General features: G+C 60.3%; 13 protein-coding genes and 1 pseudogene. 10 read left to right on the forward strand and 4 right to left on the reverse strand.

Annotated features, from left to right (window positions below; translation table 11 throughout):
• Window positions 1-138: 138 nt before the first annotated feature.
• The 5 genes from AB4O11_RS25825 to AB4O11_RS25845 all read left to right on the forward strand — a co-directional run bounded on the left by AB4O11_RS25825 (window position 139) and on the right by AB4O11_RS25845 (window position 4804).
• Entirely contained in the window at window positions 139-963 is an 825-nt protein-coding gene (locus AB4O11_RS25825) for an NAD-dependent epimerase/dehydratase family protein (RefSeq protein WP_460129192.1), read from the forward strand.
• Between the two features lie 30 nt (window positions 964-993).
• Window positions 994-1887, forward strand: a complete 894-nt coding sequence (locus AB4O11_RS25830) for an SMP-30/gluconolactonase/LRE family protein (RefSeq protein ID WP_460129194.1) — start codon at window positions 994-996, stop codon at window positions 1885-1887.
• 61 nt (window positions 1888-1948) lie between these two features.
• A complete protein-coding gene (locus AB4O11_RS25835) occupies window positions 1949-2920 on the forward strand; it encodes a TRAP transporter substrate-binding protein (RefSeq protein WP_460129196.1) in 972 nt (323 codons plus the stop codon).
• Window positions 2921-2996: 76 nt separating this feature from the next.
• Window positions 2997-3524: a TRAP transporter small permease gene (locus tag AB4O11_RS25840; protein WP_460129198.1), complete on the forward strand. Its 528-nt coding sequence runs from the start codon at window positions 2997-2999 to the stop codon at window positions 3522-3524.
• Window positions 3524-4804 carry a TRAP transporter large permease gene (locus tag AB4O11_RS25845; RefSeq protein WP_460129200.1) on the forward strand — a complete coding sequence of 427 codons (1281 nt, stop codon included), beginning with the start codon at window positions 3524-3526 and terminating at the stop codon, window positions 4802-4804. The genes AB4O11_RS25840 and AB4O11_RS25845 overlap by 1 nt, the downstream gene beginning before the upstream one ends.
• 42 nt (window positions 4805-4846) lie before the next feature.
• Here AB4O11_RS25845 and AB4O11_RS25850 read toward each other — a convergent pair whose 3' ends face one another.
• From AB4O11_RS25850 to AB4O11_RS25860, 3 genes are all read right to left on the reverse strand, one after another.
• Window positions 4847-5647 (reverse strand): sulfite exporter TauE/SafE family protein, encoded by an 801-nt coding sequence (locus AB4O11_RS25850; RefSeq protein WP_095047991.1) that lies wholly within the window; start codon window positions 5645-5647, stop codon window positions 4847-4849.
• Between the two features lie 9 nt (window positions 5648-5656).
• Window positions 5657-6901 (reverse strand): NAD(P)/FAD-dependent oxidoreductase, encoded by a 1245-nt coding sequence (locus tag AB4O11_RS25855; RefSeq protein WP_460129203.1) that lies wholly within the window; start codon window positions 6899-6901, stop codon window positions 5657-5659.
• Window positions 6902-7068: 167 nt separating this feature from the next.
• Window positions 7069-7410 carry an ArsR/SmtB family transcription factor gene (locus AB4O11_RS25860; RefSeq protein ID WP_007915092.1) on the reverse strand — a complete coding sequence of 114 codons (342 nt, stop codon included), beginning with the start codon at window positions 7408-7410 and terminating at the stop codon, window positions 7069-7071.
• A 91-nt stretch (window positions 7411-7501) separates the two neighbouring features.
• Here AB4O11_RS25860 and AB4O11_RS25865 point away from each other — a divergent pair, with 91 nt between their 5' ends.
• Entirely contained in the window at window positions 7502-8365 is an 864-nt protein-coding gene (locus AB4O11_RS25865; protein WP_186624574.1) for an MBL fold metallo-hydrolase, read from the forward strand.
• A gap of 96 nt (window positions 8366-8461) precedes the next feature.
• Here the strand turns inward: AB4O11_RS25865 and bkdR are convergent, their stop codons facing one another.
• Complete coding sequence (gene bkdR / locus AB4O11_RS25870) at window positions 8462-8950, reverse strand: Bkd operon transcriptional regulator BkdR (RefSeq protein WP_025111414.1); 489 nt, start codon at window positions 8948-8950, stop codon at window positions 8462-8464.
• 185 nt (window positions 8951-9135) lie between these two features.
• On the opposite strand from bkdR, the gene AB4O11_RS25875 reads away from it, so the two are divergent.
• The 4 genes and pseudogenes from AB4O11_RS25875 (at window position 9136) to lpdA (ending at window position 14082) form a co-directional block, all read left to right on the forward strand.
• Entirely contained in the window at window positions 9136-10371 is a 1236-nt protein-coding gene (locus tag AB4O11_RS25875; RefSeq protein WP_460129205.1) for a thiamine pyrophosphate-dependent enzyme, read from the forward strand.
• A 1-nt stretch (window position 10372) separates the two neighbouring features.
• Window positions 10373-11432 (forward strand): annotated as a pseudogene (locus AB4O11_RS25880) (alpha-ketoacid dehydrogenase subunit beta).
• Window positions 11433-12701: a dihydrolipoamide acetyltransferase family protein gene (locus AB4O11_RS25885; protein WP_460129207.1), complete on the forward strand. Its 1269-nt coding sequence runs from the start codon at window positions 11433-11435 to the stop codon at window positions 12699-12701.
• A 7-nt stretch (window positions 12702-12708) separates the two neighbouring features.
• A complete protein-coding gene (lpdA, locus tag AB4O11_RS25890) occupies window positions 12709-14082 on the forward strand; it encodes a dihydrolipoyl dehydrogenase (RefSeq protein ID WP_460129209.1) in 1374 nt (457 codons plus the stop codon).
• Window positions 14083-14107: the final 25 nt, after the last annotated feature.

Below are 14107 nucleotides of genomic sequence, written 5' to 3' on the forward strand. Positions count from 1 at the left end.
TGCTGAAGGGAAAGGAACCGGGCCTTCCGTCATTTACACCAAAAGTCGCGTTGACAAGTTCCGGAAACCCTACCGATACTTCAGCGCAGTCATACGACAACCTACAACAAACCTAATAACAACGTGTAAGGGCTTGCCATGACGTCTACCTCTACTCCCCACGCCCCGTTCAACCGTTTGCTGCTGACCGGCGCTGCCGGGGGCCTGGGCAAAGTTCTGCGCGAACGTATGCGCCCTTATGCCAATGTCCTGCGCCTGTCGGACATTGCCGCCATTGCCCCGGCCGTCGATGATCGCGAAGAAATCGTCCCTTGCGATCTGGCCGACAAACACGCCGTGCATCAACTGGTCGAAGGCGTCGATGCGATCCTGCATTTCGGCGGCGTCTCCGTCGAGCGGCCCTTCGAAGAAATCCTCGGCGCCAACATCTGCGGCGTGTTTCACATCTACGAAGCAGCGCGCCGGCATGGCGTGAAGCGGGTGATCTTCGCCAGCTCCAACCACGTCATCGGCTTCTACAAACAGGACGAGCCGCTCGACGCCAGCTCCGCGCGCCGTCCCGATGGCTACTACGGACTGTCCAAGTCCTACGGCGAAGACATGGCCAGTTTCTACTTCGATCGCTACGGCATCGAGACCGTCAGCATCCGCATCGGCTCCTCGTTCCCCGAGCCGCAGAACCGCCGAATGATGCACACCTGGCTGAGTTTCGACGACCTCACGCAATTGCTCGAGCGCGCGCTGTACACGCCGAACGTTGGCCACACCGTGGTCTACGGCATGTCCGCCAACAAGGACGTCTGGTGGGACAACAAATTCGCCAGTCACCTCGGTTTTGAAGCAAGGGACAGCTCCGAAGTGTTCCGCGAAAAAGTCGAGGCGCAGCCCATGCCGGCTGCCGATGACCCGGCACGGATCTATCAGGGCGGCGCGTTTGTTGCCGCAGGTCCGTTCGGCGACTGATCACCCTGACAACGACGCGAAGGAATGAGTATGCAAGCCGAATTGATCGTCGATGCCCGCAACGCCGTGGGCGAAAGCCCGGTCTGGGTGCCGCAGGAAAACGCGCTGTATTGGGTAGATATTGCCAACGGCGGGCTGCAGCGCTGGAGCGCCGATACCGGCCACGTGCATGCCTGGAAAACCCCGGAAATGCTCGCCTGCATCGCCCGCCATAGCGGTGGCGGCTGGGTTGCCGGCATGGAGAGCGGCTTTTTTCATCTGCACCCGCACAGCGACGGCAGCCTCGACAGCGAACGGCTGGCCAGCGTCGAGCACCGCCGCGCAGACATGCGCCTCAACGATGGTCGCTGCGACCGACAGGGCCGTTTCTGGGCCGGCAGCATGGTGCTGGACATGAGCCTGAGTGCGCCTGAAGGCCGGCTCTATCGCTACAGCGCCGGGCAGTCTGGCGTGATCGCAGCGCAGCTCGACGGTTTCATCGTGCCCAACGGCCTCGGTTTCAGCCCTGACGGCACGACGATGTACCTGTCCGATTCGCACCCCGACGTGCAACTGATCTGGGCGTTCGATTACGACACCGAGACTGGCACGCCGTCGAACCGTCGTGTGTTCGTCGACATGAACCACTTTCCCGGGCGGCCCGATGGCGCTGCCGTGGATGCTGAAGGTTTCTACTGGATCTGCGCCAACGACGCCGGCCTGATTCACCGCTTCGCCCCGGACGGTCGACTCGACTTCTCGTTGGCCGTGCCGGTGAAAAAACCGACCATGTGTGCCTTCGGCGGCAGCCGCATGGACACTTTGTTCGTCACCTCGATTCGTCCCGGCGACGACCACGATCCGCACTCTCTGGCCGGTGGCGTATTCGCCCTGAACCCCAACGTCAAAGGCCTTGCGGAACCCTTGTTCAACGATTTGCTTTAAACCCCTCTGCTGCACCGCTGCGCCTTGAACACAACAATAACAAGACTGGAGACTCACCCCCATGAACTTCAAACGCACCTTGCTGGCCGCTGCACTCCCGCTGATGTTTACCTTCACTGGCGCCGCTCAGGCCCTGCAACTCAAATTCGCTGACATTCATCCCGCCGGTTATCCAACCGTGGTGGCCGAAGAAAACATGGGCAAGACCCTGACCAAGGAAACCAACGGCGAACTGACCTTTCAGTACTTCCCGGGCGGTGTGCTGGGTTCCGAAAAGGAAGTCATCGAGCAGATGCAGGTCGGCGCAGTACAGCTGTCTCGCGTCAGCCTGGGTATCGTCGGCCCGGTGGTACCGGACGTGAACGTGTTCAACATGCCGTTCATCTTCCGCGACCATCAACACATGCGTAACGTCATCGACGGCCCGGTGGGCGACGAAATCCTCGACAAAATCACCAACTCCGAATTCGGCTTGGTGGCCCTGGCCTGGATGGACGGCGGCACGCGCAACATCTACACCAAGAAACCGGTGCGCAAGCTCGAAGACCTCAAGGGCATGAAAATCCGCGTGCAAGGCAACCCGATGTTCATCGACATGATGAACGCCATGGGCGGTAACGGCATCGCCATGGACACTGGCGAGATCTTCAGCGCCTTGCAGACCGGCGTCATCGACGGCGCGGAAAACAACCCGCCAACCCTGCTCGAACATAACCACTTCCAGAACGCGAAGTACTACAGCCTCACCGGACACCTGATCCTGCCAGAGCCGATCGTGATGTCGAAAATCACTTGGGAAAAACTGACCCCGGATCAGCAGACGCTGGTCAAGACCGCCGCCAAGGCTGCCCAGGCCGAAGAGCGCGTGCTGTGGGACAAGAAGTCCGCTGCCAGTGAAGAAAAACTCAAGGCCGCCGGCGTCGAGTTCATCGAGGTCGACAAGAAACCCTTCTACGACGCCACCGCACCGGTGCGGGAAAAGTACGGCGCGAAGTACGCCGACCTGATCAAGAAAATCGAAGCCGTTCAGTAACGCCTCCCGCTCCGTAATTTTGAAAAAGGCCCGGCATGCCTGATGGCTCAGGCACGCCGGGTTACGGTGGAACCCGATGAAGAATCTACTGCTGCGTATCAACGACAAGATCTACATGACGTGCATCTGGGTCGCCGGCCTTTCCGTTCTGGCGATTTCCCTGATGATTCCCTGGGGCGTGTTCGCCCGCTACGTGCTGGGCACCGGCTCGAGCTGGCCCGAGCCTACGGCGATTCTGTTGATGATGGTTTTTACCTTCATCGGCGCTGCCGCCAGTTACCGCGCCGGTGCGCACATGGCCGTGGCCATGCTCACCGACCGCATGCCGCCGCAGTTGAAAAACGCGGCGTCGATTTTTTCCCAACTGCTCATGGCGTCGATCTGCATTTTCATGACGATCTGGGGCGCGAAGCTGTGCATGTCCACCTGGAACCAGTTCATGGCAGCCCTGCCCGATCTGCGCGTTGGCGTGACCTATCTGCCGATTCCCGTGGGCGGCTTGCTGACGCTGGTTTTCGTGCTGGAAAAACTCTTGCTCGGTGATCAGAGCAAACGGCGGGTCGTGCAGTTCGACCTGGTGGAAGAAAGTGAAGGTGCCGCTTAATGGACGCTTTGATACTGCTGGGCAGTTTTATCGTATTGATCCTGATCGGCATGCCCGTCGCCTACGCGCTGGGCGCCGCCGCGCTGATCGGTGCATGGTGGATCGACATCCCGTTCCAGGCGGTGATGATCCAGGTCGCGTCAGGAGTGAACAAATTCTCGCTACTGGCCATTCCTTTCTTCGTGCTGGCCGGTGCGATCATGGCCGAGGGCGGCATGTCGCGTCGGTTGGTGGCGTGTGCCGGGGTACTGGTGGGTTTTGTCCGCGGTGGCCTGTCACTGGTCAACATTGTCGCCTCGACCTTTTTCGGCGCGATCTCCGGGTCGTCAGTGGCCGACACCGCGTCGGTGGGTTCGGTGCTGATTCCGGAAATGGAACGCAAGGGCTATCCACGGGAGTTCTCCACTGCCGTGACCGTCAGCGGCTCGGTGCAAGCCCTGCTGACTCCGCCAAGCCATAACTCGGTGCTCTACTCCCTGGCCGCCGGCGGTACTGTTTCGATTGCCTCGCTGTTCATGGCCGGCATCGTGCCGGGCTTGATGATGAGCGCCTGCCTGATGGTGCTGTGCCTGATCTTCGCGAAAAAGCGCAACTACCCCAAAGGTGAAGTCATCCCGATGCGCCAGGCGTTGAAAATCGTCGGCGAGGCCCTCTGGGGCATGATGGCGATGGTGATCATCCTCGGCGGCATCCTCTCGGGGATCTTCACCGCGACCGAATCGGCGGCGATTGCCGTGCTGTGGTCATTCTTCGTCACCATGTTCATCTACCGCGACTACAAATGGAGTGAACTGCCGAAACTGATGCACCGCACCGTGCGAACGATTTCGATCGTGATGATCCTGATCGGTTTCGCTGCGAGCTTCGGCTACATCATGACCCTGATGCAGATCCCGGCGAAGATCACCACGCTGTTCCTGACCCTGTCGGACAACCGCTACGTGATCCTGATGTGCATCAACGTCATGCTGCTGTTGCTCGGCACGGTGATGGACATGGCGCCGCTGATCCTGATCCTGACGCCGATCCTGATGCCGGTGATTCTCGGTATCGGTGTGGATCCGGTGCAGTTCGGCATGATCATGCTGGTCAACCTCGGGATCGGGCTGATAACACCACCGGTGGGCGCGGTGTTGTTTGTCGGTTCGGCGGTGGGCAAGGTCAGTATCGAGAGCACCGTGAAAGCGCTGCTGCCGTTTTATGCGGTGCTGTTTCTGGTGTTGCTTCTGGTGACCTACGTGCCGGCGATTTCGCTGTGGTTGCCGCATCTGGTGTTGTAAGCGGTTAATGGATCGCAGCCCTCACGGGCTGCGATTTTTGCTTTAAGCCCGCAACAACATATACCCCGCCACCACCAGACAGACACTGGCAAATCCCACCTGCAACGCCCGCGCCGGCACCCGCGCACAGAGCTTGCGCCCGATGATCATGCCGACGATGCTGGCAACGATAAACGCCGCACCCTGCGCATCAATCCGCACACCGGCGTGAAACGAGCCGATCACCCCGATTGCCGAAATCAGACTGATCACCATCAACGACGTCGCGACAATCCCGCGCATCTGCACATCGGTCAGTTGCTTGAATGCCGGCACAATCAAAAAGCCTCCACCGACACCGAGCAAACCGGACACCACCCCGGTAATCGCGCCCAACGCCGCCAGCGTTGCGGTGCATTTGGCGGTCCAGTCGAAGCGCCCGGTTTCTTCATTGAGCATGCAATTCTTCTGACCCCAACTGGCATGGCCATGATCACTCGGCCCTTCCTGCTGACGCTCGCGGCGCAGCATGCGCCAGGCCACCATGACCATAAGCAGACTGAACAGGATCATCAGGATTTTCTCCGGCAACTGGTGCGCGAAGTAAATGCCCAATGGCGAAAACACCGCGCCGAGCGCGGCAATCAACAACGCCGCACGATAGCGCACCAGGCCATGACGCAAACCGTCGATAGCCCCGACCGCCGCCGCACTGCCCACCGCAAACAACGCCACCGGCGCTGCCTGGGTCATCGTCCAACCGAGGCCGAGGACCAGCGCCGGCACCGCGAGAATCCCGCCGCCGGCCCCGGTCAAACCGAGCACCAACCCCATCACCACACCAAACAGGCTTGCCAGCAACATAGGATGTTCTCAGTCGACTTTGGACAGGCCGGTCAGCCACTCGCGCCCTTTGAGCATGCCGTTCCAGTAGAACCACGGCAGCAGCGTCGCCTTGAGCAACCACGCCGAGCGCCGCGCCACGGTCGGGTCCATCGGGAAGGTCGGCAGCAACTTACCGGCATAACCGAACTCGGCAAGAATCACCTTGCCCTTCTCCACCGTCAGCGGGCAGGAACCGTAACCGTCGTACTTCAGCGGCAGCGGTTGTTGCTTGCGCTGGGCGAGCAGGTTTTCCGCGACCACCACCACTTGTTTACGCACTGCTGCGGCGGTTTTCGCGTTGCTGGTGCCGCAGATATCACCCAGCGCGAACACTTCGGGATAACGCGGATGTTGCAGGCTGTGCGGGTTGACTTCACACCAGCCGGCCGCGTCGGCCAAAGGACTTTGCGCGATGAAATCCGGCGACACCTGCGGCGGTACCACGTGCAACAGATCGAAGGATTTCGCTACGCGGCTGACGTTGCCGTCGGCGTCCTTGATCTCGAACCAGGCGGTTTTCGCCGGGCCGTCGACCTTGACCAGGTTCGAGTTGAACGCCAGCTTCGCGTTGTATTTCTCGATGTACTTCATCAACGGCGGCACAAACGTCGCCACGCCGAACAGCGCGGCACCCGCAAGGTTGAATTCGACATGGATGTTGTTCAACACGGCGGTTTTGCGCCAGTGATCGCAGGACAGGTACAGCGCTTTTTGCGGCGCGCCGGCGCATTTGATCGGCATCGCCGGCTGCGTGAACAGGGCTTTGCCGCCGCGCAGTTTCTGCACCTGATCCCAGGTGTACTGCGCGTGCTGATAGCTGTAATTGGAGGTGACGCCGTGCTGGCCGAGGCTCTCTTGCAAGCCTTCGATCTTCTCCCAGGCCAGGCGCAGGCCGGGGCAGACAATCAGGTTCTGATAGCTGACCGTGCGTTGATCGTTGAGAGTGAGTTGGCGTTGGTCCGGGTCGATTGCGGTGACCGCCGCTTGCAGCCAGTTCGCTTGCTTGGGCATGACCTTGTTCATCGGCCGGACGGTGTCTTTGACGTCGTAGGCGCCACCGCCGACCAGCGTCCACGCCGGTTGGTAGTAATGCTGGGCGCTCGGTTCGATCATGGTAATTTTCAGCGCAGGGTCACGCTTGAGCAGGCTGGCGACAAAACCGATACCGGCCGTACCGCCGCCGATGACCACGATGTCTGCACTGATGGATGGGCCCCAGTGTTGATCGTTCATTGCTTGTTCCTTTTGCTGCACGCAAGGAGTTTTCTAGCCAACACAAATCCGAATGTGGGAGCGAGCCTGCTCGCGAAGGCGGCGTGTCAGTCGATGCAAGTATTGCCTGACCTAACGCTTTCGCGAGCAGGCTCGCTCCCACATTGAACCAGTGTCATGGCTGGCATTTATTGATGGCCCAGGCTTTTCAGCACGGCCCCGCAATACAACCCGGAGAGGGTCTTCATGACCTGAATGACTTCCGGACTGGCGAGGCCGTAGAAAATGTACTTGCCTTCACGCCGAGTCGCGACCAGGCCTTCATCCCGCAGGATGCCCAGTTGCTGGGACAGCGTCGGCTGGCGCACGCCGGTCATCTTTTCCAGTTCGCCAACGTTGCGCTCGCCCTGGGTCAGTTGGCAGAGGATCAACAGGCGATCCTCATTGGCCATGGCCTTGAGCAACGCGCAGGCCTTGGAGGCCGAGGCGCGCAGTTGGGCGACTTCACATTCGGTCAGACTGGATTGCATTTGCACGATGCCTTCAAGGTCACTTAAGCTGCGAACATTATGTTTTTAGATAAAGTGTTGCAACCCATTTTCCTTGTTCAGGTTGGTGTCCATGCCCGCGCAGATTGAAGCTTTCCTCGACCCCGCCTCTTCGACCTACAGCTACGTGGTCTATGAAACCGACGGCGGGCAATGTGCGATCGTCGACCCGGTGCTCGATTACGACGGCGCCGCCGGGCGCACATGCACCGCCCAGGCCGATAAAATCATCGCCTTCGTCCGCGCGCACAATCTGCAAGTGCAGTGGCTGCTGGAAACCCATGCCCACGCCGATCACCTGTCCGCCGCACCGTATCTGCGCCGGGAGCTGGGCGGGAAAATCGCCATTGGTGAATCGATCAGCAAAGTGCAAAACGTGTTCAAGGCGCTGTTCAATCTGGAGCCGGAGTTCTGCGTCGATGGCTCGCAGTTCGATCACCTGTTTGCGCCAAACGAGTCATTCAGGATCGGCAATCTCAAAGCCACTGCCCTGCATGTGCCTGGGCATACCCCGGCGGACATGGCCTACTTGATCGACGGCGAACAGATTCTGGTGGGCGACACGCTGTTCATGCCCGACGTCGGCACCGCGCGCTGCGACTTTCCCGGCGGCAACGCCCATCAGTTGTTCAACTCGATTCACAAACTGCTGGCTTTCCCGGCCAGCGTGAAACTCTACGTCTGTCACGATTACCCGCCCGAGGGCCGCGCCGCTCAGTGCCAGACCACGGTCGGTGAGCAGCGCAAAAGCAATATTCATGTGCATGACGGGATTGATGAGGCGGCGTTTGTTGAAATGCGCACCCAGCGTGATGCCGGGCTGGGCATGCCGACGCTGTTGCTGCCGGCGATTCAGGTCAATGTGCGGGCGGGGAATCTGCCGGCGGCGGAAGACAACGGCGTGGTTTATCTGAAGATCCCGATCAATAAGCTTTAACAGCACAAGATCGCAGCCTGCGGCAGCTCCTACATCGATCGTTCCCCACGCTCTGCGTGGGAATGCTGCCGGGGACGCTCCGCGTTCCGCTTCGGGTCAGGCGCCTAACGTCAACCCATTCGCCGGCAACGGCAACGCGGTTTTGTAGCGCACCTGCTTGAGCGCAAAGCTTGACCGGATATTTGCCACACCCGGCACTTTGGTCAGGAAGTCCATCATGAAGCGTTCGAGCGACTGAATGGTCGGCACCAGGACCCGGATAAGGTAATCCGGGTCTCCGGCCATCAGGTAGCACTCCATCACCTCGGGGCGATCAGAAATCGCCTCTTCGAAATGCTGCAACGCCTCCTCCACCTGTTTCTCCAGGCTGACATGGATGAACACGTTCACATGCAGCCCCAGCAGGTCGGCATCCAGCAACGTGACCTGCTCGCGAATCAGCCCTAATTCTTCCATCGCCTTGACCCGGTTGAAGCACGGTGTCGGCGACAGATTGACCGAGCGTGCGAGGTCGGCGTTGGTGATGCGCGCATTCTCCTGAAGGCTGTTGAGAATGCCGATGTCGGTACGGTCCAGTTTGCGCATGAGACAAAACCACCTGTTTTTTATGTTTATGCAGAATTTCTATCTGCAAATCATCTCCAGCGCAACGAAACAGAGATAAATATTCTTCTTGCCCGGGCCTATGATTGTTGTAGGACAAGATTTCTTCTACCGAAGAATGACTGCCAGCTCACTACAAGAAATTCACAAGATCGAGCGTAGAAGCCATGACCCAAGCGTATGAACCGCTGCGTCTGCACGTCCCTGAACCCTCGGGCCGTCCAGGCTGCAAAACCGATTTTTCCTACCTGCATCTGACCGATGCCGGTACGGTGCGCAAACCTTCCATTGATGTCGAACCTGCCGACACCGCCGACCTGGCGCGTGGCCTGATCCGTGTGCTCGACGATCAGGGCAACGCCCTCGGCCCCCGGGCCGAAAACGTCCCGGTCGAGATCCTTCGCAAGGGCATGCGCGCCATGCTCAAGACGCGGATCTACGACAACCGCATGGTGGTCGCCCAGCGTCAGAAAAAGATGTCGTTCTACATGCAAAGCCTTGGCGAAGAAGCCATCGGCAGTGCTCAGGCATTGGCCTTGAACATCGACGACATGTGCTTCCCGACTTATCGCCAGCAAAGCATCCTGATGGCCCGCGAAGTGCCGCTGGTCGACCTGATCTGCCAGTTGCTGTCCAACGAGCGCGATCCGCTCAAGGGCCGTCAGTTGCCGATCATGTACTCGGTCAAGGAAGCGGGCTTCTTCACTATCTCCGGCAACCTCGCCACCCAGTTCATTCAAGCCGTCGGCTGGGGCATGGCCTCAGCGATCAAAGGCGACACCAAAATTGCCTCGGCATGGATCGGCGACGGCGCCACTGCCGAATCGGACTTCCACACCGCCCTCACCTTCGCCCACGTTTATCGCGCGCCAGTGATCCTCAACGTGGTAAATAACCAGTGGGCGATCTCGACCTTCCAGGCCATCGCCGGTGGTGAAGCCACCACCTTCGCCGGACGTGGCGTCGGTTGCGGCATCGCTTCGCTGCGCGTGGATGGCAACGACTTCTACGCGGTGTATGCGGCATCTGCCCGGGCTGCCGAACGCGCCCGCCGCAACCTCGGCCCGACCATGATCGAATGGGTCACCTACCGCGCCGGTCCGCACTCGACCTCCGACGATCCGTCGAAATACCGTCCGGCCGATGACTGGAGCCACTTCCCGCTCGGCGACCCGATCGCCCGTCTCAAACAGCATCTGATCAAGGTCGGTCACTGGTCAGAAGAAGAGCACGCCGCCGTCAGCGCCGAACTCGAAGCCGAAGTGATTGCCGCGCAGAAACAGGCCGAACAGTACGGCACCCTCGCCGGCGGTCAGATTCCAAGCGCCGCGACCATGTTCGAAGACGTCTACAAAGAGATGCCGGAGCACTTGAAGCGCCAGCGTCAGCAGTTGGGGATCTGACATGAACGATCACAACAACAATATTCAGTTGGAAACCGCCATGACCACGACCACCATGACCATGATCCAGGCCCTGCGCTCGGCCATGGATGTGATGCTTGAGCGTGACGACAATGTGGTGGTGTTCGGTCAAGACGTCGGCTACTTCGGCGGCGTGTTCCGTTGCACCGAAGGCCTGCAGACCAAGTACGGCACCTCGCGCGTATTCGACGCCCCGATCTCGGAAAGCGGCATCGTCGGTGTTGCCGTGGGCATGGGTGCTTATGGTTTGCGCCCGGTCGCCGAAATTCAGTTCGCCGACTACGTCTACCCTGCCTCCGACCAGATCATTTCCGAAGCGGCGCGCCTGCGTTATCGCTCGGCCGGCGAGTTCACCGCGCCGATGACCCTGCGCATGCCTTGCGGCGGCGGCATCTACGGCGGCCAGACCCACAGTCAGAGCATCGAGGCGATGTTCACCCAGGTGTGCGGCTTGCGCACGGTGATGCCGTCCAACCCATATGACGCCAAAGGCTTGCTGATCGCCTCCATCGAAAACGATGACCCGGTGATCTTTCTTGAGCCGAAACGCCTGTACAACGGCCCGTTCGATGGTCACCACGATCGCCCGGTAACACCGTGGTCGAAACACCCGCAAGCCCAGGTGCCGGACGGTTACTACACCGTGCCGCTGGACGTCGCGGCGATCACCCGTCCGGGCAAGGACGTGACCGTGCTGACCTACGGCACCACCGTCTACGTCTCACAAGTCGCGGCCGAAGAATCCGGCGTCGATGCCGAAGTCATCGACCTGCGCAGCCTGTGGCCGCTGGACCTCGGAAACCATCGTCAAGTCGGTGAAGAAGACCGGCCGTTGCGTGGTGGTTCACGAAGCCACCCGCACCTGCGGTTTCGGCGCCGAACTGGTGTCGCTGGTGCAAGAGCATTGCTTCCATCACCTGGAAGCGCCGATCGAACGCGTCACCGGTTGGGACACCCCCTACCCGCACGCGCAAGAGTGGGCGTATTTCCCTGGGCCGTCCCGAGTGGGCGCGGCGTTGAAACGGGTTATGGAGGTCTGAATGGGCACGCACGTTATCAAGATGCCGGACATCGGCGAAGGCATCGCAGAAGTCGAACTGTCGCAGTGGCACGTCAAGGTTGGCGATCTGGTCGTTGAGGATCAGGTGCTGGCGGACGTGATGACCGACAAGGCGATGGTCGATATTCCATCGCCGGTACACGGGAAAGTGATTGCGCTCGGTGGTCAGCCGGGTGAAGTGATGGCGGTTGGCAGTGTGTTGATCAGCATTGAGGTGGAAGGGGCCGGCAATCTGAAAGAATCGGCCGCGCCTGCTCCCGTCAAAGAAGCTCCTGCTGCACCGAAAGCTGAAACCGTGGTGGAAAGCAAACCTGCTGCCGCACCACGTCCAGCTGCAGTTTGCCAAGGCCCGATGGTTGCCCGCGAAGCGGATGAGCGCCCACTGGCCTCGCCGGCCGTGCGCAAACATGCACTGGACCTGGGCATTCAATTGCGTCTGGTACGCGGTTCCGGCCCCGCCGGTCGTGTGTTGCACGAAGACCTCGAGGCCTATCTGGCGCAAGGTCAGTCAAATGCTTCGGCGCCAGTTGCCGCTGCTTACGCACAGCGTAACGACGAAGAACAGATTCAAGTCATCGGCATGCGCCGCAAGATCGCCCAACGCATGCAGGACGCCACTCAGCGTGCCGCGCATTTCAGCTACGTCGAAGAAATCGACGTCACCGCGATTGAAGAACTGCGCGCGCATCTCAATGAAAAACACGGCGCCAGCCGTGGCAAGTTGACCTTGCTGCCGTTCCTCGTCCGCGCTCTGGTTGTGGCCCTGCGCGACTTCCCGCAGATGAATGCCCGTTACGACGACGAAGCCCAGGTCATCACCCGCCTCGGTGCGGTGCATGTCGGCGTCGCCACGCAAAGCGATGTCGGCCTGATGGTGCCGGTGGTGCGTCACGCCGAGGCGCGCAGCCTGTGGGACAGTGCTAAAGAAATCTCGCGTTTGGCCAACGCCGCGCGTAATGGCAAGGCCAGCCGCGATGAACTGTCCGGCTCGACCATCACCCTGACCAGCCTCGGTGCACTGGGCGGCATCGTCAGCACGCCGGTGCTGAATCTGCCGGAAGTAGCGATCGTCGGCGTCAACAAAATCGTCGAACGGCCTATGGTCGTCAAAGGCCAGGTGGTGATCCGCAAGATGATGAACCTCTCCAGCTCCTTCGATCACCGCGTGGTCGATGGCATGGACGCGGCACTCTTCATCCAGGCCATTCGCGGCTTGATCGAACAACCTGCCACTTTGTTTGTGGAGTAAGGCGCGCATGCAATCTCTGAACACTACGCTGCTGATTATCGGCGGCGGCCCCGGCGGTTATGTAACGGCAATCCGCGCCGGGCAACTGGGCATCCCGACCGTTCTGGTCGAAGGCCAATCGCTGGGCGGCACCTGCCTGAACATCGGCTGCATCCCGTCGAAAGCGCTGATTCATGTGGCTGAGCAGTTTCACCAGACCCAGCATCACAGCCAGCATTCGGCGCTGGGCATCAGCGTTGCCGCACCGAGCCTCGACATCACGAAAAGCGTCGAGTGGAAGGACGGCATCGTCGATCGCCTGACCACTGGCGTCGCTGCACTGTTGAAGAAGAACAAGGTTCAGGTCATCAACGGCTGGGCCAAAGTCATCGACGGCAAGACCGTTGAAGTCGGCGACACGCGCATCCAGTGCGAACATTTGGTGCTGGCCACCGGTTCGACCAGCGTCAATCTGCCGATCCTGCCGATTGGCGGGCCGATCATCTCCTCCACCGAAGCGCTGGCGCCGAAATCCGTGCCGAAACGTCTGGTGGTGGTGGGCGGTGGTTACATTGGTCTGGAACTGGGCATTGCTTATCGCAAGCTCGGCGCCGAGGTCAGCGTGGTCGAGGCGCAGGATCGTATCTTGCCGGCCTACGATGCGGAGCTGACGCAACCGGTGCATGAAGCGTTGAAGCAACTGGGCGTTAAGCTGTATCTGAAACACAGCGTGCTGGGTTTCGATGGCACGTTGCAGGTGCGCGATCCAGAAGGCGAAACCCTGAACCTGGAAACCGATCAGGTGTTGGTCGCTGTCGGCCGCAAACCGAATACCCAGGGCTGGAACCTCGAAGCGCTGAATCTGGATATGAACGGCTCGGCGATCAAGATCGACAGCCGCTGCCAGACCAGCATGCGCAACGTTTACGCCATCGGCGACTTGAGCGGCGAGCCGATGCTGGCCCACCGCGCCATGGCTCAGGGCGAGATGGTTGCCGAGTTGATCAGCGGCAAAACCCGTGAATTCAACCCGACTGCGATTGCGGCCGTGTGCTTCACCGACCCGGAACTGGTAGTGGTCGGCAAGACCCCGGACGAAGCCAAGGCTGCAGGTGTGGACTGCATTGTTTCCAGTTTCCCGTTCGCCGCCAACGGCCGGGCGATGACGCTGGAGTCAAAAAGCGGCTTCGTGCGCGTGGTCGCTCGTCGGGACAACCATGTGATTGTCGGTTGGCAAGCGGTGGGCGTTGGCGTGTCGGAGTTGTCGACAGCGTTTGCGCAAAGCCTGGAAATGGGCGCGCGGCTGGAAGACATCGGCGGCACCATTCATGCGCATCCGACCCTGGGTGAAGCGGTGCAGGAAGCGGCGTTGCGTGCTTTGGGGCATGCGTTGCACCTGTAGGCCCCTTCGCGAGCAAGCTCGCTCC

This window comes from Pseudomonas sp. H1_D05 (assembly GCF_054682705.1).